The following is a 20,604-nucleotide window of genomic DNA, read 5'->3' as shown; positions in this document are numbered from 1 at the left end:
CGACAATCGGAGCGTTCCTAATCCGGCTCAAGAATCGGAACAATTCATAGTTCTACCAAACAATGCGCGGGCACCGACGCTGTTCTCCGGTCTTTTACGCGGCATCACAAGCACGCGGCGCGCGCATCGCATGCGTCGGCGCGGCGCGCGGAAACACCGGCAACGCGAGCAACGCGCAGGCGCTCGTCACCGCCCACACCAGCGGCCATGCTCCGATCGACAGCAGCGCCGGAATCGCGAGCGGCGTCAGGAACAGCGTGACGAACACGCAGGTGTTGCCCATCGCGAGCGCGGTGCCCGCGCGGCACGGACCGGCGAGCGTAGCGAGTTCGGTGAACGCGACGCCATGCCACGCCGACGCGCTGACTCCGCCGAGCACGATCATCAGCGCGAACAGCGCAACCGCCCCGGCGCGATGCATGCCGACGAGCGCGGTCGCGAGCGCCAGCAGCACGAACAACCCGGCGGTCAACAAACTGCAGGCCCGCATGTACGCGCGACGGTTACCGCGTCGATCGGTCCACGCACCGCTCCAGACCCGCGCGATCGCGGCGCCGGTCTGGACCGCGGCCATCGTCGCGCTGATCGCGAACACGCCAGCGCGGCAGAAGTCGTTCAGGAACACCGTGCCGAACGTGATCACGGCAATCTGTGGCACGCACAGCGTGCCTGCGCCGAGCGCGACGCGCCAGATCGCGATGTGGCGCAACGGAGACATGCTCGGCGGCGGCGTGCTGACCTTGGCGGCGTCTACGCACCGCGCGCTGGGCGCCGCCGCACTCGCGAGCGCTCCGTTGGCCGCCGACGCATCGCCCGCGTGCGCGGGCTCATGCAGCCAGCACCATGCGAACCATGCGGTGACCGCGCACGCCAACGCCAGCACCGCATAGGCGCTTGCAAAACCGAAGCGCGAGGCGAGCACCGGCAGCACCAATGCGCCGAGTCCACCGCCCGCCGGCACGGCGGTCTGGCGGATGCTCATCGCGAGGCCGCGCTCGCCTTCGCGAAACCACGCCATCACCGCTCGGCCGCTCGATCCATTGACGCTGCCGCCCAGCAACCCGACCAGCAGCAAGCCGAGCGCGAGCGGCACGATGCCCGGCGCACGCGCGCCGCCCGGCGAGACGAACAGCGCCAGACCGGCGAGCGCCGCCGCGGTCGACAGCAACCCGAGCAGCAGCACACGACGATCGCCCCAGCGGTCGGTCAGAAGCCCCCACGGCAACTCGCTAACCGCGATGCCGAGTCCGAGCATACCGAGCACGAGGCCGAGCCCATGGTTGGCCAGATGGTAGTCCGAGCGCAGGAACACCGCGGTCGTCGGGATACCCGAAAACGCCGCGGAAAAGCTCGCATTCGCGGCAAAGCCCACGCCCAGCACCTTCCAGCGATGCTCCGCGCCGCGTGCCCCGGCGCCGCGCGACGCTGTCATAGATCCATTTACCATCACACCCTCCGCATATCGTTCGGAGGTATGCTACGGGTGGGCATTCCATCGGAAAAGCCGGAAATTCAGATCGTCATCATCGGAAAAACCGAATCATGAGCCAACGCGGTTTCGACCTCGCGCAGTTGCGGACCTTCGTCGCAGTCGCCGAATCGGGCGGGGTGTCGGCAGGCGCCGAGCGCGTGTTCCTGTCGCAGTCGTCGGTGAGCGAGCAGCTAAAGAAGCTCGAGGAGCGCGCCGGCCAGCCGCTCTTCGTGCGCGGTCGACAGGGCGTGAGCCCGACGCCTGCCGGCGAGCGTCTGCTCGAGCACGCGCGGCGCATCATCGCGATGAGCGAAGCGGCGTTCGACGACCTGCAAGGTCGCTCGCTCGACGGCGAACTGCGCATCGCGATTACCGATTACTTCCGGCCGCACGACATCGCGCGCATCCTCAAGACGTTTTCGGAACAGCATCCGCGGCTGAAGCTGCATGTGACGGTGCAGCCCAGCGCGTTGATCGACAGCAGCGCGGACGATCACGCGTCGTTCGACATCGGTTTGTCGGCGCGGCTCGTCACCGGCCAAACGCGCGCGCGCGGCGCGAGTGCCGGTGCCGCGAGCATCGTCGTGCGGCGCGAAAAGCTGTTGTGGGCCAGTTGCGCCGATGCCGGCACTCGCCCCGCCGCGCCGTACCGGCTGGTGCTACTGCCCTCGACATGTCAGTTGCAGCGCTTCGTCGTCAAATTGCTCGACGAACACAAGGTGCCCTACGTGGTGTCACATTCGGCGTCTGGCGTCGCGGGACTGCAACTCGCATTGAAGGCGGGGCTCGGCATTTCCTGTCTGAACGAGTCCTCGCTCGGCGGCGGCGTGGTCGCGTGCGCCGCGAACATCGGCCTGCCGCCGCTGCCCGCCATCGAGTTTCATCTGCTGCCGGGGCGTCCGGGCGAAAGCGAACTGGTCAGCAATGCCCGTGATGCGCTGGTGCGGCTCTTTGCATGACCCGCACCGGCGTTGGCGCAAAGCATCGTCCATTGACGCGTCCAACGAATGGCCGCACGCTGCGCGTCGCTAGCGCTCGATGCCGTCGCGACGTATTGCGCGGCCATCCAGTGCCGGGACAGCGACAAGCCGCGCGGTGACGCAGCGCAATGGCTCGCGTCACACCGCGACGAACTCGCTATCCAGTCTCCGCTCGCCGGCAACACCGGCCGGCTTCGCGCCGAGCGCCGAAGCACTGCCGCGCGACTCGCTGCCAGTCCGAAACACCGCCACCGCCGCCGACAAGCGCCGCGCCTGGTCTTCGAGCGAACTCGCCGCCGCGGCCGCCTGCTCGACGAGCGCCGCATTCTGTTGCGTGACCTCGTCCATCTGACCGACCGCCAGATTGACCTGATCGATGCCGGTGCTCTGTTCGAGCGCCGCCGCCGCGATCTCGTTCATGATCGAACTGACGCGCGCGATCGCCCCGACGATGTCGTTCATCGTCGTGCCCGAGCGTTCGACGAGTTGCGAGCCCTGCTCCACCCGCGTGGTCGACGCATCGATCAAGCCTTTGATCTCCTTGGCCGCCGCCGCGCTGCGTTGCGCGAGCGAGCGCACTTCGCTCGCGACGACCGCGAAGCCGCGTCCCTGCTCGCCGGCGCGCGCCGCCTCGACTGCGGCATTCAGCGCGAGGATGTTGGTCTGGAAAGCGATCCCCTCGATCACGCCGACGATGTCGGCAATCCGCCGCGAATCGTCGACGATGCCGTGCATCGTACCGACCACCTGCTCGGTCAGCTCGCCGCCTTGCGCGGCCAGCGTCGAGGCGCCCTGCGCGAGCGAGCTCGCCTCTTTCGCGTTGTCGGCCGTCTGCTTGACCGTCGACGTCAGCTCTTCGATGCTCGCGGCTGTTTCCTCCAGCGCCGCCGCCTGCTCCTCGGTGCGCTGCGACAGATCGGCGTTGCCGGCCGCGATCTCGCTGACGCCGGTGTCGATCGATTCGGTGCCTTGACGAACCGCGTTCACGGTCGTGATCAGCGATTCCTGCATCCTGCGCAGCGCGGCCGCGAGACGGCCCATTTCGTTGTCGCCGAGCACTTCGATGCGGCCACTCAGGTCGCCGTTGGCGATGCGCTGGAACTGCGCGATGGTCGCATCGACCGGCGCGACGATCGCACGCGCGAGCATGAAGCGGGCGAGAAAGCCGCCGGCCAGCGACAGCGCAATGCCGATCGCCACCGCCGTACTAATCGCGTAGAACAGGTCCTGCGCATCCTGATAGCGCTGCGCGCCGTGATCGAGCTGCAACTGCTCGAGCGCGAGCATCGCCTTCTCGTACGCGCTGTACAGCGACGGCAGCTTGTGCGCCTGTAATTGTTCGAAGGCGTTGGTGTCGCTCGACTTGAGCGCGGCGAGCGTCGGTTCGACGCCGTCGTGCAGGAAGGTGTCGCGCTTGTGCTGCATGTCGGCGATCAGACGCTGCTCATCGGCATCCGCACCCGCGTGGCTCAGATAGTGGGCAAGTCGTTCATCGGAGGATTTGCGGTACTGATCGAAGCGATGGAGCACGGCGTTCGCGCCGTCCTGATCGTTCAGCGCGACGAGCGACGCGTACGTCGCGAGCGCCAGACGCAGACGCAACAGCTGGCCGGCGCTGCCTTCGAGGTCGGCGACGGCCGGCGTGTCGATCGTGTACATCTGCTGCAGCGACGCGTTCGACGAACGCAGCGAGAGCAATCCCGCGGCCGCGCCGAGCAGCAGCACGATGCCGAAGAATACGATCATCAGGGTGAGGCTGGTGCGAATCGACAGCTTTTTCAACATCGGACTGGTCTCCTTGGGCTGCCCGACCGACGATTCGGTATCGTTCACGATATCCGCACGGCCACGCAGGCTGCGCCCACGCCGATCGGCCCGGTCCGCAACTTGGCTGGAAATTAAGCAAACAGCACATTGAAGGTCAACGGCGTATCGTTCGAAAACTTTATGGTTGATCGCTCGCGCGGCTTGCGTTAAATCAATAAAGTCTCGAAGCCCGTTTTCTGAAGGCGCTTCTGTCGAAGCCCCTTCCCGCCGCCCGGAGCGCGTCCATGTCGGAAATCGGTTCGGCCATACTCGTGTTCGTGCTGCTGCTGATCGCCACCGGCCTCGGCGTTGCGGTGCGGCCGCTGCTGCCGGAAGAGCACAAGGCGCATGAGACCGTGCAGCTGGTGCAACTCGTGATCGGCATGCTGGTGACGTTCGCCGCGCTGGTGCTGGGTTTGATGACCGCATCGGCGAAAGCGGGCTTCGATACCGCGTCGAACGATATGCGCACCTATGCGGCCGAACTGATCGAATTCGACTCGACGCTGCGCGAGCTCGGCAGCGCGGCCGACGAATCGCGGCGTCTGTTGCGCCAGTACACGGCGGCGGCGATCGCGTCGACCTGGCCGCAGGAGCCTGCGCCGAGCGGCGACTATCCGCGCGAACTCGGCCCGCCGAGCAATCCGCAGCAACTGGAAAATGTACGGCTCGGCGACATGCTGAGCGCGGTGGGTCGCGAGTTGCGGCAACTGCGCACGCACGATTCGTTGCAGGAACGCGCGCTCGATGACGCGTTGACGCAGTACCGGCGCGTCATCGATGCGCGCTGGAAAATCATCGAGGAAGCGCACAGCTCGATTTCGCAGCCGTTCTTCAAGATGCTGACGTTCTGGCTATGCGTGATTTTTCTGAGTTTCGGATTGATCGCGCCGCGTAATGCGTTGGCGCTGGTGACGATATCGCTGGGGGCGGTATCGATTGCTTCGGCAATTTATGTGATCGTCGATCTCGATACGCCGTTTACCGGGCCGATCGTGGTGTCGAGTTTGCCGTTGCGGGATACGTTGGAGCATTTGAGGCGGTGAGCTTCTGGGGAATGCTCCGCGCGGATGACGTAAGAAATGCCCGGAAACGGAGAGGCCCGCTTTCCTCACGGAAAGCGGGCCTCTCTACCAACAAAAAACTGCCTTAGTCAGTGTTAGAACGGAATATCGTCATCCATCTCATCAAACCCGCCGCCAGCCGGCGCGCTCGGACGGCTCGCGCCGCCACCGCCGCTGCCGCCACGCGAGCCGCCGCCCGACGACGTCGCGCGACCACCGCCACCGCCACCGCCGCCGCCACCGCCGCCGCTGCGCTCCGACGACTCTGCACGGCTATAGCCGCCTTCATCGCCCCCACCCATCGACGCGCCGCCACGGCCGCCGAGCATTTGCATCTGCTCCGCGACAATCTCGGTCGAGTAACGATCGGTGCCGTCCTGCGCCTGCCATTTGCGCGTGCGGATGCGCCCTTCGAGGTACACCGACGAGCCCTTCTTCAGATATTCCGCCACGATTTCCGCGAGACGGCCGAAAAACGCGACGCGGTGCCACTCGGTGGCCTCCTTCATCTCGCCCGACGCCTTATCCTTGTAGCGGTCCGTCGTGGCAAGGCGGATGTTCGCGACTGCGTCGCCGCTCGGAAGATAGCGGACTTCCGGATCGGCGCCGAGGTTGCCGACGAGAATGACCTTGTTCACGGATGCCATGAATTTCTCCTGTTGATTCCTGTTGCAGGCGGCGCGGCACTACGCGGTTCGCGTCTCGCGGCCGGCAGGCCCGAGACCAGAAGAGCGCCTCTGCCCGCCGCCGGGTGAGTTCTGGATGATTCGGGAGATGCCCCGAGTACGCTGTGTTATGCCTTGCGCGGCGGCGGTTTCATCTTTGCGGCGATTATAAGCCAGCAAAATACCAGCCCGGAGCAAGCGAAGAAAACCGCGCTCTGACCGTTCACCTTCAGCAGCCAGCCGCCGACCATCCCGCCCAGCGCCAGACCGATCGACTGCGTGGTGTTGTACACGCCGGCCGCGGCTCCTTTGCGGGTGCCCGGCGCGAGCTTCGACACCAGCGAAGGCTGCGAGGCCTCGAGAATATTGAAGCCAAGAAAGTACACGAACAGGATCGCCGCCACAGTCAGAATCGTATGCGCAGCAAGGCCCAATAACAACTGGCCGATCAGGATAAGAGCGATCGCCGACAGCAGCACGATCTTCATCTTGCCGCGCTTCTCGGCGGCGATGATCGCCGGCACCATCATCACGAACGACAGCCCCATCACCGGCAGATACACCTTCCAGTGCGACGCGACCGGCAGCCCGCCCGCTTCGAGAATGCGCGGCACGACGAGGAACAGCGCGGTTTGCGTGGCGTGCAGTACGAGCACGCCGAAATTCAAACGCAGCAGCTCGACGTTGTGCAGGACTTCGGCGAACGGCGCGCGCACGTGCACCGGCTTCGGCGCATCGGGCACGACCCACAGCACGATGCCGATCGCGAGAATCGCGAAAACGCCGACCAGGGTGAACAGCCCGCTCATGCCCAGCCAGTGGAATACGATCGGCGCGCCGACGATCGCCACCGCGAACGACACGCCGATGCTGCCGCCGACCATCGCCATCGCCTTGGTGCGATGTTCTTCCGAGGTCAAATCGGCGATGAAGGCGATCACCGCCGACGACACCGCGCCCATCCCCTGAATCACCCGCCCGACGATGATCCACGTCATGTCGTGCGCGGACGCCGCGACGAAGCTGCCGATCGCGAAGATCAAGAGGCCCGTCGCGATCACCGGCTTGCGGCCGATCTTGTCGGAGACCCAGCCGTAGAAGATGTAGAGCATCGACTGCGTGACGCCGTACGCGCCGAGCGCGATGCCGACGAGCAGCACGTTTTCGCCGCCGGGAATGGTCTTCGCGTAGACCGAGAACACCGGCATGATCATGAACAGACCCAGCATGCGCAGCGCGAAGATCGCGGCAAGCGATACGGTCGCGCGCAATTCGGGCGCGCTCATACGTGTGGAGATGGCGGACGGATTGGACATCGAAGCGTTGTTTGAATGAACCGGGCGGCGAGCCCGTGGGGACAGTCCTGGCCGCCAGCACGGTGGAGCACGACGAACGGGCGGGCGGCTAGTCCATGCGTACCGTCCCCGCCGACGCTCGCCCCTTGCAGTGTCTTGTACTCACGGAAAACGGCCGCTGCCAAGCCTCTTTCCCGCTGTCAGCACGCCGTAACGGCGGTCTGGAAAAGTCGTTATAGTAGCAGGTTTAGCCTCTTTCCCTTTCCGCAGTTCATGGAATAGATCCGTGGAACAAATCCGTATTCGTGGGGCTCGCACCCACAACCTGAAGAACGTCAATCTCGACCTACCGCGTCACAAGCTCGTCGTCATCACGGGGCTTTCGGGCTCCGGCAAATCGTCGCTGGCGTTCGATACGCTGTATGCGGAAGGACAGCGGCGCTACGTCGAAAGTCTGTCCGCCTATGCGCGGCAGTTCCTGCAGCTGATGGAAAAGCCGGACGTCGACCTGATCGAAGGGTTGTCGCCGGCCATTTCGATCGAACAGAAGGCGACTTCGCACAATCCGCGCTCGACGGTCGGCACCGTCACCGAAATCCACGACTATCTGCGCCTGCTGTTCGCGCGCGTCGGCACGCCCTACTGCCCCGATCACGAGATTCCGCTCGAAGCGCAAAGCGTGTCGCAGATGGTCGACGCGGCGCTCGCGCTACCCGAGGAAACGCGCGTGATGATCCTCGCGCCCGTCGTGAGCGATCGTAAGGGCGAGCACACGGATCTGTTCGAGGACATGCAGGCGCAAGGCTTCGTGCGCTTTCGCGTGCGCTCGGGCGGCGGCACCGCCAACGAAGGCACCGCGAAAATCTACGAAGTCGAGTCGCTGCCGAAGCTGAAGAAAAACGACAAGCATACGATCGACGTCGTGATCGACCGTCTGCGCGTGCGCCCGGACGTGAAGCAGCGCCTTGCCGAATCGTTCGAAACGGCGCTGCGTCTCGCCGACGGCCGCGCGATCGCGCTCGAAATGGATACCGACAAGGAGCACCTGTTCAGCTCGAAGTTCGCCTGTCCGATCTGCTCATATTCGCTGCAGGAACTCGAGCCGCGCCTGTTCTCGTTCAACAATCCGATGGGCGCGTGCCCCGAATGCGACGGCCTCGGCCAGATCACGTTCTTCGATCCGAAGCGGGTGGTCGCGCATCCGTCGCTGTCGCTCGCGGCGGGCGCGGTGAAGGGCTGGGACCGGCGCAACCAGTTCTACTTCCAGATGCTGCAGAGCCTCGCGGCGTTCTACGACTTCGACATCGACACCGCGTTCGAGGACCTGCCGGAGAAAGTCCGCAAGATCCTGCTGTACGGTTCGGGCAAGCAGGAGATTCCGTTCTCGTACATCAACGAGCGCGGCCGCACGTCGGTGCGCGAGCACGTGTTCGAAGGGATCATCCCGAATCTGGAGCGGCGCTACCGCGAAACCGACTCGTCCGCGGTGCGCGAAGAACTCGCCAAATACCAGAACAACCAGCCATGCCCGGCCTGCGCGGGCACGCGGCTGCGTCGCGAGGCGCGCTTCGTGCGCATCGGCGCGGACGGCGACGCGCGCGGCATCTTCGAGATCAGCGGCTGGCCGCTGCGCGATGCGCTCGGCTACTTCCAGACCCTGCGCCTCGAAGGCTCGAAGCGAGAGATCGCCGACAAGGTCGTCAAGGAAATCGTCGCGCGTCTGATGTTCCTCAACAACGTCGGGCTCGATTACCTGTCGCTCGAACGCAGCGCGGAAACGCTGTCCGGCGGCGAGGCACAGCGCATTCGCCTCGCCTCCCAGATCGGCTCGGGCCTGACCGGCGTGATGTACGTGCTCGACGAACCGTCGATCGGCCTGCATCAGCGCGACAACGACCGGCTGATCTCGACGCTCAAGCATCTGCGCGACCTCGGCAACTCGGTGATCGTCGTCGAGCACGACGAAGACATGATCCGCATGGCCGACTACGTGGTCGACATGGGTCCGGGCGCCGGCGAGCACGGCGGCATGGTGATCGCCGAGGGCACGCCGAAAGAGGTGCTGAAGAACGCGGCGTCACTGACCGGCCAGTACATGTCCGGCGCGCGCACGATCGAATACCCCGACGAGCGCAAGGAACCCGACGAGCGGCGCCTGCGCATCGTCGAGGCGTACGGCAACAATCTGCACAACGTGACACTCGATCTGCCGGTGGGTCTGCTGACCTGCGTGACCGGCGTGTCCGGCTCGGGCAAGTCGACGCTCATCAACGACACGCTCTATCACGCGGTCGCGCATCATCTGTACGGTTCGGCTACGGAGCCGGCGCCGTACGAGTCGATCGAGGGCCTCGAGCACTTCGACAAGGTGATCAACGTCGACCAGTCGCCGATCGGCCGCACGCCGCGCTCGAATCCGGCGACCTACACGGGCCTTTTCACGCCGATCCGCGAGTTGTTCGCCGGCGTGCCGGCCGCCAAGGAGCGCGGCTACGACCCGGGCCGCTTCTCGTTCAACGTGAAAGGCGGGCGCTGCGAATCGTGCCAGGGCGACGGCGTGCTGAAGGTCGAAATGCACTTTCTGCCCGACGTGTACGTGCCGTGCGATGTATGCCACGGCAAGCGCTACAACCGCGAAACGCTCGACATCCAGTACAAGGGCAGCAACATCAGCGAAGTGCTCGACATGACGGTCGAGCACGCGTACGAGTTTTTCAAGGCCGTGCCGGTCGTCGCGCGCAAGCTGAAAACCCTGCTGGACGTGGGTCTCGGCTATATCCGCCTGGGTCAGTCGGCGACCACGCTGTCGGGCGGCGAGGCGCAGCGTGTGAAACTGTCGCTGGAACTGAGCAAGCGTGATACCGGTCGCACGCTATACATCCTTGACGAACCGACCACCGGCCTGCACTTTCACGATATCGCGCTGCTGCTGGAAGTCATTCACCGGTTGCGCGACCAGGGTAATACCGTCGTGATCATCGAACATAATCTCGATGTAATCAAAACTGCGGACTGGGTCATCGATCTCGGCCCCGAAGGCGGCGCCGGCGGCGGGCAGATCATCGCCCAAGGCACGCCCGAGCAGGTCGCGAAGTCGAAGGCCAGTTTTACCGGCAAATATCTGGCGCCGCTGCTCAAGCGCGCCGCCAGCATAAAGTAACGCTGCACTACCGAGGTTGGAGACGGGATAAGCCATGACCAAGCGTAATCAGGCGCGTGAAGAAGATCGGGTGCAGGACCTGCGCCCGCGCCCGGTCAGGCTGACCAGCGACATGAGCCTGCCGAAGCTGTCGGCCGTCGAAATCGGCAGCTACGTGGTGATGCTGTTCGGCATGTGGGCGGTGATCGAACTGAAGCTGCTCGGCGCGCTGCTCTCCGGGCTGCTGGTGTTTCAGCTCGTGCATACGATCGCGCCGCGCATCGAGCGTCACATGTCGAGCAAGCGGGCACGCTGGCTCGCGGTGGTGATCCTGTCGACGGTGATCGTCGGCGCGCTGACCGCGCTCACCCTCGGCATCACCTCGCATTTCGAGAACGACGTGCCGAGCGTGCAAGCGCTACTCGATCAGGCGATGCAGCTGATCGACGAGGCCCGCGGCAGGATTCCGCAATTCGTCGCGAACTATCTGCCAGTCGACACCGAGCAGATGAAGACGAAGGCCACGGAACTGATGCACGCGCACGCGAACATGCTGCAGCAAAGCGGCACGACCGCGGCGCGCGCGTTCACGCACGTGCTGCTCGGTATGATCATCGGCGCAATCATCGCGGTCGGCGCGCAGAAGCAGATCCAGCGGCTGCCGCTGTCCACCGCGTTCGTCACGCGCGTTACGCGTTTTGCCGACGCGTTTCGCCGCATCGTATTCGCGCAAGTGAAGATTTCCGCGCTCAACTCGGTATTCACGGCGATCTTCCTGCTGGTGATCCTGCCGATCTTCCACGACCGGCTGCCGCTGTCGAAGACGCTCGTTCTCGTCACGTTCATCGTCGGTCTGCTGCCCGTGATCGGCAATCTGATCTCGAACACGATCATCGTCGCGGTCGCGCTGTCGGTGAGTTTTCCGGCGGCGATCATGTCGCTCGTGTTCCTGATACTGATTCACAAGCTCGAGTACTTCCTGAACGCGCGCATCGTCGGTGGTCAAATCGAGGCGCGCGCGTGGGAACTGCTGGTCGCGATGCTGGTCATGGAGGCGGCGTTCGGTCTCGCCGGAGTCGTCGCGGCGCCGATTTTCTACGCATATATCAAGCGCGAGCTGATCTATTTGCGGTTGGTGTAAGCGCAGCGGCTCGAGCAGCAAAAGTCAGCACTCACTGGCTTGCGGTAGACCGCGCGAACCTCTAAGATGCGAACAATTCCTATTTGCAGTTGACTCGCATCGTGACGTTTCGCCTGACTTACCGCTCCGGTTTGCGCCCGAGTCCCTGGTACTGGTTGCCGGCTCGCGCATGAGGCGCCAGCTCGTCCGCCTGCACCGCTGGTTCGGCGTCGCAACGGCGCTGTTTCTGTTCGTCGCCGGCCTCACTGGCGCGATCATCGCCTGGGACCACGAACTCGATGCTGCGTTGAACCCGTCGTTTTACCGAGCCCGCACGGCCGGGCCGACACTGTCCAGCCTCGAACTGGCGAATCGCGTCGAAGCCGCCGACCCGCGTTTTCAGGTGACGTATCTGCCGCTTGCCGTCGAACCGGGCCACACGCTGCAGATGATGGTGCTGCCGCGCACCGATCCGGCGACGAAACGACCCTACCCGCTCGACTTCAACCAGATCGCCGTCGATCCCGTCACCGGGGAGATCCAGGGACGCCGCGAATGGGGCGCCGTGTCGCTCGCACGGCTCAATCTGATTCCGTTCATCTACAAGCTGCACTACACGCTGCAGCTGCCGTTTACCGGCGGCGTCGACATCGGCACATGGCTGATGGGGATCGTCGGTATCGTGTGGCTCGTGGATAGCGTGATTGCGCTGTGCCTGTCGTTTCCGAGCCGGAAGGCCTGGCGCAAGTCGTTCGCGTTCCGCCTGAAACGCGGCGGCCATGCGTTGACCTTCGATCTGCATCGCTCCGGCGGCGTATGGATCTGGGGTCTGCTGACGATCGTCGCGCTGACGTCTATCTCGATGAATCTGTCGTCGCAGGTCGTGCGGCCGATCGTGTCGCGGCTGTCGACGCTGACGCCCGATCCGTTAAACAACCCCGAGATCCTGCGCACGCCGCAACCGGGCGAGCGGATGCTGAGCCGCGAGCGCATCGTCGAACTCGCCGAGCAGGCCCGCCAGGAGATGCATGTCGCCGCGCCGCCGGGCGGGCTCTACTACGCCGAATTCATGCACGCATATGGCGTCGGCTTCTACACGCCCGGCAACGATCACGGCGACACCGGCCTCGGCAATCCGTGGATGTATTGGGACGCCGTCACTGGCAAGCGGCTCGCCGCGCAGATCCCAGGCCGGGGTACGGCCGGCGACATCTTCATGCAGGTGCAGTTTCCACTGCACTCGGGGCGCATCCTCGGTCTCGGCGGGAGGATTCTGATTAGCTCGGTAGGCGTCGCGGTCGCCATGCTGAGCGTAACGGGCCTGCTGATCTGGCTGAAAAAGCTGAACGCGCGCCGTCGTTCGGCGCAAAACGCCAATCTCGCGAGAAGCGCGGGCGGCGCGACGGCGCGCTGGTAGCGCAAACAGGCAAAGACCGCGCCGGCCTCGACCGGCGGGGTCTTCACCAGCGCCATTTCTTTAGCGGAACACCACCGTCTTGCTGCCGTTCAGCACGACGCGATGCTCGACGTGCCATTTCACCGCACGCGCGAGCGTCACGCACTCAACGTCGCGCCCGATCGCCGTCAGTTGTTCCGGCGTCATGCTGTGGTCCACGCGCTCGACTTCCTGCTCGATGATCGGACCTTCGTCGAGATCGGTCGTCACGTAGTGAGCGGTCGCGCCGATCAGCTTCACGCCGCGGTCGAACGCCTGATAGTACGGCTTCGCGCCCTTGAAGCTCGGCAGGAACGAGTGATGGATGTTGATCGCGCGGCCGGCAAGCGCTTCGCACAGAGTCGGCGACAGGATCTGCATGTAACGCGCGAGCACCACGAGGTCGGCCTGATGCTCGTTGATCACTTCGAGCACGCGCGCTTCCTGCGCGGTTTTCGCTTCGGGCGTGCCGCCGAGCAGCGGGAAGTGATGGAACGGGATGTCGTAGCTCGCGGCGAGCTGGTAGAACTCCTTGTGGTTCGAGATGATCGCCGGGATGTCGATGTTCAGCTGGCCGGTGCGGTAGCGGAACAGCAGATCGTTCAGGCAGTGGCCGATCTTCGACACCATGATCACGACCCGCGGCTTCACGTTCGCGTCGTGCAACTCCCAGTTCATGCCGAACTGTTCGGCAAGTGTCACGAACGACGCGCGCAGCGCGTCGAGCCCCGGATCGCCGCCCACCTGCTGAAAATGCACGCGCATGAAGAACTCGCCGGTGCGGCTGTCGCCGAACTGCGCGGAGTCGAGAATATTGCTGCCGCGCTCGAACAGGAAGCCCGACACGGCGTGAACGATGCCGGGCCGGTCGGCGCACGACAGTTTGAGGATAAAGCTGTGATCGGTCGACATGACCTCGGTGACTCCCTTCTTCAATTCGTGGTTTGTTTCAGTGGATGCGGCTGCAAGGACCGGGCTAACCCAGCGCGGGCGGCGCAAACAGCGTGTCGATGCCCTCGCACGCGTCCTCGTCGATCCAGCGGCGGCGCAGCAGGCAATCGAGCGTCGCGAGACTGGCGTCGACGGTAAGCGCGCCTTCCTCGATCCAGCGCGCGACCTCGTCGATGCGCGCGAGCCGGTGTTCGCCCACTTCGCCGTCCTGGTTGCGCGGCGCGAAGTCGGCGGGCAGCGCGAGGTCGTAGATGAAAACCTGCTCGGCCTGCGTGCCTTCCGGCAGCGATTGCAGCACGTGCGCGGTGCGCCCCGCGACCGCGCTCGCCGCGACCTGCGCCGGAATGCCCGCTTCTTCCCAGCACTCCTTGACGATCGTCTCGGCGATGCCGAAGCCCCAGCCGATCCCACCCGCGACGACATTGTCGAGCATGCCGGGGTCCGTCGCCTTCGTGTGGCTGCGGCGCGCGATCCACAACTGCGGCGCTCCGCCAAAGGGCGCTCCGCCATCCGCACATTCTACGACGCCGTTCAGATGCACCGCGTAGGTCATCGTGCCGAAGAAGCGCGACGCCGCGCGCTCGATATACGCGAGCGGCGGCGCGTCGAATGCATTGCGGATCGCATAGGTTTCGTTGCGCCAGCCCGGGATGCGGCCATCCGCTGCGAGCGCGCCGATCACGGAGGCGAGCGCCGCGCTGCGCAGATCGACGGTATCGAACATGGCGGCGAGCGTCACGCCGTCGTTCGCAATCTCGAACACGTCGGGCCAGCGCGCGAGCAGCGGCACGTCGCGCTCGCGAATCCAGCCGACCTGTTCGGCGCCGATCAGAAACGGCCGATGCGCGTTCGCGTCGAAGCGGCGCGCAGCGGCGATGCAAGGCAAAATCATCGAAAACTCCAAACTGTCCGCCGTGGCGGCGAACCGGGCAAATCGGAAGCGGGCGTGGTGCGTGGATGCGTGTCAGTCGCGCAACGCGACGCGAATTCCGATCGCGATGAAGGTCGCGCCGGCCACGCGATCCAGCCACAAGCCCACGCGCGGCCGCCGTCTGAGCCAGCCGCCGATGACTCCCGCGCAAACGCCGAACAGCGAAAACACGACGACGGTCTGCAGCATGAACAGCGCGCCGAGCTCCAGCATCTGCACGGTCACGCTTTGCGCGCCGTGAGGCTGCACGAACTGCGGCAGAAACACGATAAAGAACAGTGTGACCTTCGGGTTCATCAGATTGCCGAGCACGCTTTGGCGAAACACCGTCGACAGCGGCTGCCGCGCGCGTTCGTGCGCGGCAGCCAGTCCCTGGCTGCGCAGCGCCTTGACGCCGATCCACACCAGATACGCGGCGCCGGCGAGTTTGATCGCTTCGAACGCAAGCGGGGACGAACGCAGCAGCGCGGCGACGCCGAGCGCGGCGAGCGTCGTGTGAAAGGTGATGCCGGCGGCAAAGCCGAGCGCGGCGACGAAGCCGGCCGCGCGGCCCTGCGAGATGCCGCGCGCGAGCACCTGCAAATTATCCGGGCCGGGCGCCACGGTGATCGCGATCGAGGTGGCGAGAAACAGCAGGAAGTTGGGCATCGGAATGGTCTTCTGGTTGGGCGGCTGTTGGGGCTTGTGCGGCTTTGGCTGCTCGTAGCGCGGGAAACCTGAGCGCGCTTGACGGCGCGCGCGGCGACCGCCTCCCGCCTCAATGCCCGTCGAAACTCGTCACGGTGTAGAGCGCGAGGCCGCCCTCGCCCAGCAGCTTCGAGCCGCCCAGCTCCGGCAGATCGACGATCGCCGCGCCTTCCACGACGACCGCGCCGAGCCGCTCGAGCAGCAGCTTGCCGGCCATCATCGTGCCGCCGGTGGCGATCAGATCGTCGACGATCACGACGCGATCGCCCGGCTCGCACGCGTCCTCGTGAATCTCGACGGTCGCGGTGCCGTACTCGAGCTCATACGATTGCGAGATCCGCTTGTACGGCAGCTTGCCCGCCTTGCGGATCGGGATGAAGCCGATACTCAGCTCGTGCGCGACGATCGGCCCGATGATGAAGCCGCGCGCATCGAGTCCGGCGATGTAGTCGAGCTTCGCGTCGATATAGCGCTGCACGAACAGGTCGATTAGCACGCGCAGCGACTTCGGCTCGCGCAGCAACGGCGTGATGTCACGGAACTGCACGCCCGGCTGCGGCCAGTCGGGCACCGTGCGAATGCGACTTCTGATGTAGTCGGCCGCATCGAGCGGCGCGCTCGCGAGCGCGTTGGACATGATGTCTCCGGATGGACCTCGACAGGTCCGGTGAAAAGCCTTGAATCAGGGTGGCACGACAGAGCGGACTCCCTTCCCATGTTCAGGCCGCGGCCGCGCGGCGATGCTTCGACAGCCGCTCCTCGGCTTGCGCCAGTTGCTCGGGCAGACCCCGCAGCACCACGATGTCGCTCGCGCGCAGTTTCGTCGACGGGTCCGGTTCGACGCCGCGGATGCCGTGCCGGCGGATCGCGGTCACGTCGACACCGAGCTCGAACAGGCCCAGCTCGGCGAGCGTGCGGCCCACCGCGTCGGCGCTCTCGTCGACCGGCACCGATTGTAGCCGCACCTGCTCGTGGCCGTCGTCGTCGTCGATGTCGTCGGCGCCGTGGAAATAGCCGCGCAGCAGCGAGTAGCGTTCGTCGCGCATCTCCTCGACGCGCCGCACCACCCGCCGCATCGGCACGCCCATCACGACCAGCGTATGCGACGCGAGCATCAGGCTGCCCTCGACGATCTCCGGAATCACCTCGGTCGCGCCGGCGGCGAGCAATTTCTCGAGATCGGCGTCGTCGACGGTGCGCACGATGACCGGCAGCGTCGGCTCCATCTCGTGAATGTTGTGCAGCACGCGCAATGCCGACGGCGTGTTCGCGTAGGTGATCGCGATCGCGGCCGCGCGATGCAAGCCCGCGGCGAGCAGCGACTCGCGCCGCCCGGCGTCGCCGAACACGACCGACTCGCCGGCCGCCGCGGCCGCCGCGACGCGGTCGGGATCGAGGTCGAGCGCGACATACGAGAGCCCTTCATGCTCGAGCATGCGCGCGAGGTTCTGCCCGGCGCGGCCATAGCCGCAGATAATCACGTGGCCGCTCTGTTTCAGGCTTTGCGTGGCGATGCGCGTCATCTGCAGCGACTGCATCATCCATTCGGTCGACGACAGCCGCAGCACGACGCGGTCCGCGTTCTGGATCATGAACGGCGCGGCGAGCATCGACAGCAGCATCGCGGCGAGAATCGCCTGCAACAACGTCGCGTCGACCAGGTGCCGGTCGAGGATCAGGTTCAGCAGCACGAAGCCGAACTCGCCCGCCTGCGCGAGACCGATACCGGTGCGCATCGCGACGCCCGGCGTCGCGCCGAAGAGCCGCGCAAGGCCGGTGATCATGACCGCTTTCAGCAGCACCGGGCCGAGGAAAAAGGCCAGCACGACGAGCGGATGCTCCCAGATCACGCGCGGATTGAGCAGCATGCCGGTGGTCACGAAGAAGAGCCCGAGCAGCACGTCGCGAAACGGCTTGATGTCCTCTTCGACCTGATGCCGGTACGGCGTCTCGGCGATCAGCATGCCGGCGATGAACGCGCCGAGCGCGAGCGACAGCCCGAATTTGTCGGTGATGAACGCCGCGCCGAGCGTCACCAGCAACAGATTGAGCACGAACAGCTCCTGCGAGCGGCGCCGCGCGACCACGTTGAACCAGCGCGTCATGAAGCGCTGGCCGACGATCAGCAGCAGCGCGAGGGCCACGACGATCTTGATCGCCGCGACGCCGAGCGCGCTGACCAGATTCTCCGAGCGGCCGCCGAGCGCCGAAATGATGATCAAAAGCGGCACCACCGCGAGATCCTGAAACAGCAGCACGCCGAAGATATTGCGGCCGTGCTCGGTTTCGATTTCGAGCCGCTCCGCGAGCATCTTGCTGACGATCGCCGTCGACGACATCGCCAGCGCGCCACCCAGCGCGACGCTCGCCTGCCACGTAATGTGCACCCAACGCTCGAGCAGGAAGCCCACCGAGACCGCCACCGCGACCGTGCCGATCACCTGCAGCAAGCCGAGTCCGAACACGAGCCGGCGCATCGTGCGCAGCTTGGCTAGCGAAAACTCGAGCCCGATCGAGAACATCAGGAACACGACACCGAATTCCGCGAGATTCTGCGCGCCCACCGAGTCCGGAATCAACCCCAACGCGTGCGGACCCACGATGATGCCGACCGTCAGGTAGCCGAGCATCGGCGGCAAATTCAGGAAGCGAAAGATCACCACGCCCGCCACCGATGCCAGCAGCAGAAACAGCGTCATTTCGAGCGGGGAAATCATCGGCAAAAACGCATGGGTGAAGCGTCCTCGTTCGTCAGCGGAACCGCGCACGAGAACGCCGTGCGACATGATTGATGGGGCCGGTAAAAAGCGGCCAAAAGGCGGCAAAGCAGTTGAAACAGGGATTGTCGACAGGCCGATGCGGACAGCGGCTCGGCACAGCAGGCCCGGCGCGGCGAACAGGCGCCTTTGTTATACTCCGCGAATGATAGCGAAAATCAATGGCGACAGGGCACTCACGCTTGCTCGCGACGTACTCGACATCGAAGCGGACGCCGTGCGCGCGCTTCGCGATCAGCTCGACGGCAGTTTCGTCGGCGCAGTCGATTTCATCCTGGGTTGCCGTGGACGCGTGGTCGTCTCCGGCATCGGTAAATCCGGCCATGTGGCCCGCAAGCTCGCGGCCACGCTGGCAAGCACCGGCACCCCCGCGTTCTTCGTGCATCCAGCGGAAGCGAGCCACGGCGACCTGGGCATGGTCACCGCCGACGACGTATTCCTCGCGCTGTCCAATTCAGGCGAAACCGAGGAGTTGATGGCGATCCTGCCGCTCATCAAGCGGATCGGCGCGAAGCTGATCGCGATGACGGGCCGTCCGGGCTCCAGCCTCGCGCAGCTCGCGGACGTGCATCTGAATTCCGCCGTCGCGAAGGAAGCCTGTCCGATGAATCTCGCGCCCACCGCCAGCACTACCGCCGCGCTCGCGCTCGGCGACGCGCTCGCGGTCGCGGTGCTCGACGCGCGCGGCTTCGGACGCGACGACTTCGCGCGCTCGCATCCGGGCGGCGCGCTCGGCCGACGCCTGCTCACCTACGTGCGCGACGTAATGCGCACCGGCGACCAGTTGCCGCACGTCACTCCCGAGGCGACCGTCAGCGATGCGCTCTTCCAACTGACCGCGAAGCGTATGGGCATGACCGCGATCGTCGACCACGAGGCGCGTGTGACGGGCATCTTCACCGACGGCGACCTGCGCCGCGTGCTCGAACGCGACGGCGATTTTCGCCAGTTGCCGATCGACTCGGTGATGACCGCCGGCCCGCGCACGATCGGCCCGGACCATCTCGCGGTCGAAGCCGTGGAACTGATGGAGCGCTATCGCATCAATCAGATGCTGGTCGTCGACGACACGGGCAAGCTGATCGGCGCGCTCAACATGCACGACCTGTTTTCGAAGAAGGTGATCTGATGGCCGTTGCCCCGCCTACCGCTACCGAACGCGCAAGCCGCGTGAAGCTGATGATTTTCGACGTCGATGGGGTACTGACCGACGGCGGCCTGCTGTTCACCGCGGAAGGCGACACGATGAAAGGCTTCAATTCGATGGACGGCCACGGCATGAAACTGCTGCGCCAGGCCGGCATCGAAACGGCGCTCATCACCGGGCGCAAGTCCGGCATCGTGGCGGCTCGGGCGAAGGAAATGAATATCGCGCATGTCTACCAGGGCGTGCAGGACAAGCCGCAGGCGTTTGCCGACCTGCTGCGGCAAACCGGCCTCGCCGCCGAGGACTGCGGCTACATGGGCGACGACTGGGTCGACCTGGCGGTGATGCTGCGCGTCGGCTTCGCGGCTGCGCCGGCCAATTCGCATCCTGAAGTGATCGCGCGCGCTCACTGGGTCAGCGAGGCGCGCGGCGGCTACGGCGCGGCGCGCGAAGTGTGCGACACGCTGCTGCGTGCGCAACACAAATATGAAGCAATGCTTGCAGCGGCGTGCAGCGGCGAGCAACGAGGCCTCGTCGGATGAACCAGTTTCGCCTGACTTCACTGATCCCGCTGATCGCGATGGCGGCGCTCGCCGGCATCACGTGGTGGCTGCTGCAAGCCACCTTGCCGCGCAAGACCGACGACGAGGTCCGGCCGAAGGAACACACACCGGATTATTTCGCCGACAACTTCTCGGTATCCGAGCTCGATCAGTCGGGCGCGACGCAGTACCGGTTGACCGCGCAGTCCCTGGTCCATTACGAGGACGACGAAGTGAGCGACCTCGTCAAGCCGGCGATGCGTGCGTTCCAACCCGGCAAGCCGATCGTCACCGCAACCGGCGACACGGGCACGGTCAACGCGGATGCGTCGATCGTCAATCTGTACCAGAATGCGCGCATCGTGCGCGCGCCCGGCGGCGGCGATCCGCAGATGCAGGCCGATTCCGAGCATTTCAGGGTCCTCGTCAACGACGATGTGATCGAGACTGAAAAGCCAGTTAAACTTCAGCGCGGCATGTCGGTAATGACTGCCAGCGGCATGAAATACAACAATGTCACCCGGTTTATGCAGCTGTTCGGCAATGTAAGAGGCGCAATCGCCGCGTCCGATTCCGGCAGCTAATTCCAGCAAA

At 65.1% G+C, this 20,604-nt stretch carries 17 protein-coding genes; 8 read left to right on the top strand and 9 right to left on the bottom strand.

The features are described 5' to 3' along the window. Positions 1 to 94 precede the first annotated feature (94 nt). Entirely contained in the window at positions 95 to 1,447 is a 1,353-nt protein-coding gene (locus tag BJG93_RS01755) for an MFS transporter (RefSeq protein WP_027199649.1), read from the bottom strand. A gap of 95 nt (positions 1,448 to 1,542) precedes the next feature. Here BJG93_RS01755 and BJG93_RS01750 point away from each other — a divergent pair, with 95 nt between their 5' ends. Further along, positions 1,543 to 2,430 (top strand): LysR family transcriptional regulator, encoded by an 888-nt coding sequence (locus tag BJG93_RS01750; protein WP_027199648.1) that lies wholly within the window; start codon positions 1,543 to 1,545, stop codon positions 2,428 to 2,430. 159 nt (positions 2,431 to 2,589) lie between these two features. Here BJG93_RS01750 and BJG93_RS01745 read toward each other — a convergent pair whose 3' ends face one another. Next, complete coding sequence (locus BJG93_RS01745; RefSeq protein ID WP_027199647.1) at positions 2,590 to 4,236, bottom strand: methyl-accepting chemotaxis protein; 1,647 nt, start codon at positions 4,234 to 4,236, stop codon at positions 2,590 to 2,592. Positions 4,237 to 4,502: 266 nt separating this feature from the next. On the opposite strand from BJG93_RS01745, the gene BJG93_RS01740 reads away from it, so the two are divergent. Next, entirely contained in the window at positions 4,503 to 5,303 is an 801-nt protein-coding gene (locus BJG93_RS01740) for a bestrophin-like domain (protein WP_027199646.1), read from the top strand. Between the two features lie 113 nt (positions 5,304 to 5,416). Here BJG93_RS01740 and BJG93_RS01735 read toward each other — a convergent pair whose 3' ends face one another. Both BJG93_RS01735 and BJG93_RS01730 read right to left on the bottom strand, forming a co-directional pair. Beyond that, positions 5,417 to 5,968 (bottom strand): single-stranded DNA-binding protein, encoded by a 552-nt coding sequence (locus BJG93_RS01735; RefSeq protein WP_027199645.1) that lies wholly within the window; start codon positions 5,966 to 5,968, stop codon positions 5,417 to 5,419. Between the two features lie 146 nt (positions 5,969 to 6,114). After that, on the bottom strand, positions 6,115 to 7,302 hold the full coding sequence (locus BJG93_RS01730) for an MFS transporter (protein ID WP_154671881.1): 1,188 nt from the start codon (positions 7,300 to 7,302) through the stop codon (positions 6,115 to 6,117). 265 nt (positions 7,303 to 7,567) lie between these two features. On the opposite strand from BJG93_RS01730, the gene uvrA reads away from it, so the two are divergent. From uvrA to BJG93_RS01715, 3 genes are all read left to right on the top strand, one after another. Further along, complete coding sequence (gene uvrA, locus BJG93_RS01725; RefSeq protein WP_027199643.1) at positions 7,568 to 10,441, top strand: excinuclease ABC subunit UvrA; 2,874 nt, start codon at positions 7,568 to 7,570, stop codon at positions 10,439 to 10,441. 34 nt (positions 10,442 to 10,475) lie between these two features. After that, positions 10,476 to 11,561, top strand: coding sequence for an AI-2E family transporter (locus BJG93_RS01720; RefSeq protein ID WP_027199642.1), 1,086 nt, complete (start codon positions 10,476 to 10,478; stop codon positions 11,559 to 11,561). Positions 11,562 to 11,730: 169 nt separating this feature from the next. Beyond that, the gene (locus tag BJG93_RS01715; protein ID WP_027199641.1) at positions 11,731 to 12,957 is read left to right on the top strand and encodes a PepSY-associated TM helix domain-containing protein; all 1,227 of its coding nucleotides are present in this window, start codon (positions 11,731 to 11,733) and stop codon (positions 12,955 to 12,957) included. Between the two features lie 60 nt (positions 12,958 to 13,017). Here the strand turns inward: BJG93_RS01715 and purU are convergent, their stop codons facing one another. From purU to BJG93_RS01690, 5 genes are all read right to left on the bottom strand, one after another. Next, on the bottom strand, positions 13,018 to 13,887 hold the full coding sequence (gene purU, locus BJG93_RS01710; protein ID WP_027199640.1) for a formyltetrahydrofolate deformylase: 870 nt from the start codon (positions 13,885 to 13,887) through the stop codon (positions 13,018 to 13,020). A 64-nt stretch (positions 13,888 to 13,951) separates the two neighbouring features. Next, positions 13,952 to 14,818: an NUDIX hydrolase gene (locus BJG93_RS01705; RefSeq protein WP_027199639.1), complete on the bottom strand. Its 867-nt coding sequence runs from the start codon at positions 14,816 to 14,818 to the stop codon at positions 13,952 to 13,954. Positions 14,819 to 14,890: 72 nt separating this feature from the next. Continuing rightward, positions 14,891 to 15,505, bottom strand: a complete 615-nt coding sequence (locus BJG93_RS01700; RefSeq protein ID WP_027199638.1) for a LysE family translocator — start codon at positions 15,503 to 15,505, stop codon at positions 14,891 to 14,893. Positions 15,506 to 15,614: 109 nt separating this feature from the next. After that, on the bottom strand, positions 15,615 to 16,181 hold the full coding sequence (locus tag BJG93_RS01695; RefSeq protein WP_027199637.1) for an adenine phosphoribosyltransferase: 567 nt from the start codon (positions 16,179 to 16,181) through the stop codon (positions 15,615 to 15,617). An 82-nt stretch (positions 16,182 to 16,263) separates the two neighbouring features. Next, entirely contained in the window at positions 16,264 to 18,261 is a 1,998-nt protein-coding gene (locus BJG93_RS01690; RefSeq protein WP_027199636.1) for a cation:proton antiporter domain-containing protein, read from the bottom strand. A 205-nt stretch (positions 18,262 to 18,466) separates the two neighbouring features. Between BJG93_RS01690 and kdsD the strand changes: the two genes are divergently transcribed. The 3 genes from kdsD to lptC are packed head-to-tail and all read left to right on the top strand — an operon-like array spanning position 18,467 to position 20,594. Continuing rightward, positions 18,467 to 19,450, top strand: coding sequence for an arabinose 5-phosphate isomerase KdsD (kdsD, locus tag BJG93_RS01685; protein ID WP_034479831.1), 984 nt, complete (start codon positions 18,467 to 18,469; stop codon positions 19,448 to 19,450). Further along, entirely contained in the window at positions 19,450 to 20,010 is a 561-nt protein-coding gene (locus tag BJG93_RS01680; protein WP_027199633.1) for a KdsC family phosphatase, read from the top strand. Before kdsD ends, BJG93_RS01680 begins: the two co-directional genes overlap by 1 nt. Beyond that, positions 20,007 to 20,594 carry an LPS export ABC transporter periplasmic protein LptC gene (gene lptC / locus BJG93_RS01675; RefSeq protein WP_027199632.1) on the top strand — a complete coding sequence of 196 codons (588 nt, stop codon included), beginning with the start codon at positions 20,007 to 20,009 and terminating at the stop codon, positions 20,592 to 20,594. Before BJG93_RS01680 ends, lptC begins: the two co-directional genes overlap by 4 nt. The last annotated feature ends 10 nt before the right edge of the window (positions 20,595 to 20,604 follow it).

Origin of the sequence: Paraburkholderia sprentiae WSM5005, assembly GCF_001865575.2 — a bacterium.
Taxonomy (GTDB): domain Bacteria; phylum Pseudomonadota; class Gammaproteobacteria; order Burkholderiales; family Burkholderiaceae; genus Paraburkholderia; species Paraburkholderia sprentiae.
Note: the sequence above shows the minus strand (reverse complement) of the source record. Positions and strands in the feature narration are given on the sequence as shown.

Bases quoted from the DNA above. Each gene is read 5' to 3' on its own strand.
- BJG93_RS01755 (WP_027199649.1), bottom strand. From the start codon at position 1,447: ATGGTAAATGGATCTATGACAGCGTCGCGCGGCGCCGGGGCACGCGGC.
- BJG93_RS01750 (WP_027199648.1), top strand. From the start codon at position 1,543: ATGAGCCAACGCGGTTTCGACCTCGCGCAGTTGCGGACCTTCGTCGCA.
- BJG93_RS01745 (WP_027199647.1), bottom strand. From the start codon at position 4,236: ATGTTGAAAAAGCTGTCGATTCGCACCAGCCTCACCCTGATGATCGTA.
- BJG93_RS01740 (WP_027199646.1), top strand. From the start codon at position 4,503: ATGTCGGAAATCGGTTCGGCCATACTCGTGTTCGTGCTGCTGCTGATC.
- BJG93_RS01735 (WP_027199645.1), bottom strand. From the start codon at position 5,968: ATGGCATCCGTGAACAAGGTCATTCTCGTCGGCAACCTCGGCGCCGAT.
- BJG93_RS01730 (WP_154671881.1), bottom strand. From the start codon at position 7,302: ATGTCCAATCCGTCCGCCATCTCCACACGTATGAGCGCGCCCGAATTG.
- BJG93_RS01720 (WP_027199642.1), top strand. From the start codon at position 10,476: ATGACCAAGCGTAATCAGGCGCGTGAAGAAGATCGGGTGCAGGACCTG.
- BJG93_RS01715 (WP_027199641.1), top strand. From the start codon at position 11,731: ATGAGGCGCCAGCTCGTCCGCCTGCACCGCTGGTTCGGCGTCGCAACG.
- purU (WP_027199640.1), bottom strand. From the start codon at position 13,887: ATGTCGACCGATCACAGCTTTATCCTCAAACTGTCGTGCGCCGACCGG.
- BJG93_RS01705 (WP_027199639.1), bottom strand. From the start codon at position 14,818: ATGATTTTGCCTTGCATCGCCGCTGCGCGCCGCTTCGACGCGAACGCG.
- BJG93_RS01700 (WP_027199638.1), bottom strand. From the start codon at position 15,505: ATGCCCAACTTCCTGCTGTTTCTCGCCACCTCGATCGCGATCACCGTG.
- BJG93_RS01695 (WP_027199637.1), bottom strand. From the start codon at position 16,181: ATGTCCAACGCGCTCGCGAGCGCGCCGCTCGATGCGGCCGACTACATC.
- BJG93_RS01690 (WP_027199636.1), bottom strand. From the start codon at position 18,261: ATGATTTCCCCGCTCGAAATGACGCTGTTTCTGCTGCTGGCATCGGTG.
- kdsD (WP_034479831.1), top strand. From the start codon at position 18,467: ATGATAGCGAAAATCAATGGCGACAGGGCACTCACGCTTGCTCGCGAC.
- BJG93_RS01680 (WP_027199633.1), top strand. From the start codon at position 19,450: ATGGCCGTTGCCCCGCCTACCGCTACCGAACGCGCAAGCCGCGTGAAG.
- lptC (WP_027199632.1), top strand. From the start codon at position 20,007: ATGAACCAGTTTCGCCTGACTTCACTGATCCCGCTGATCGCGATGGCG.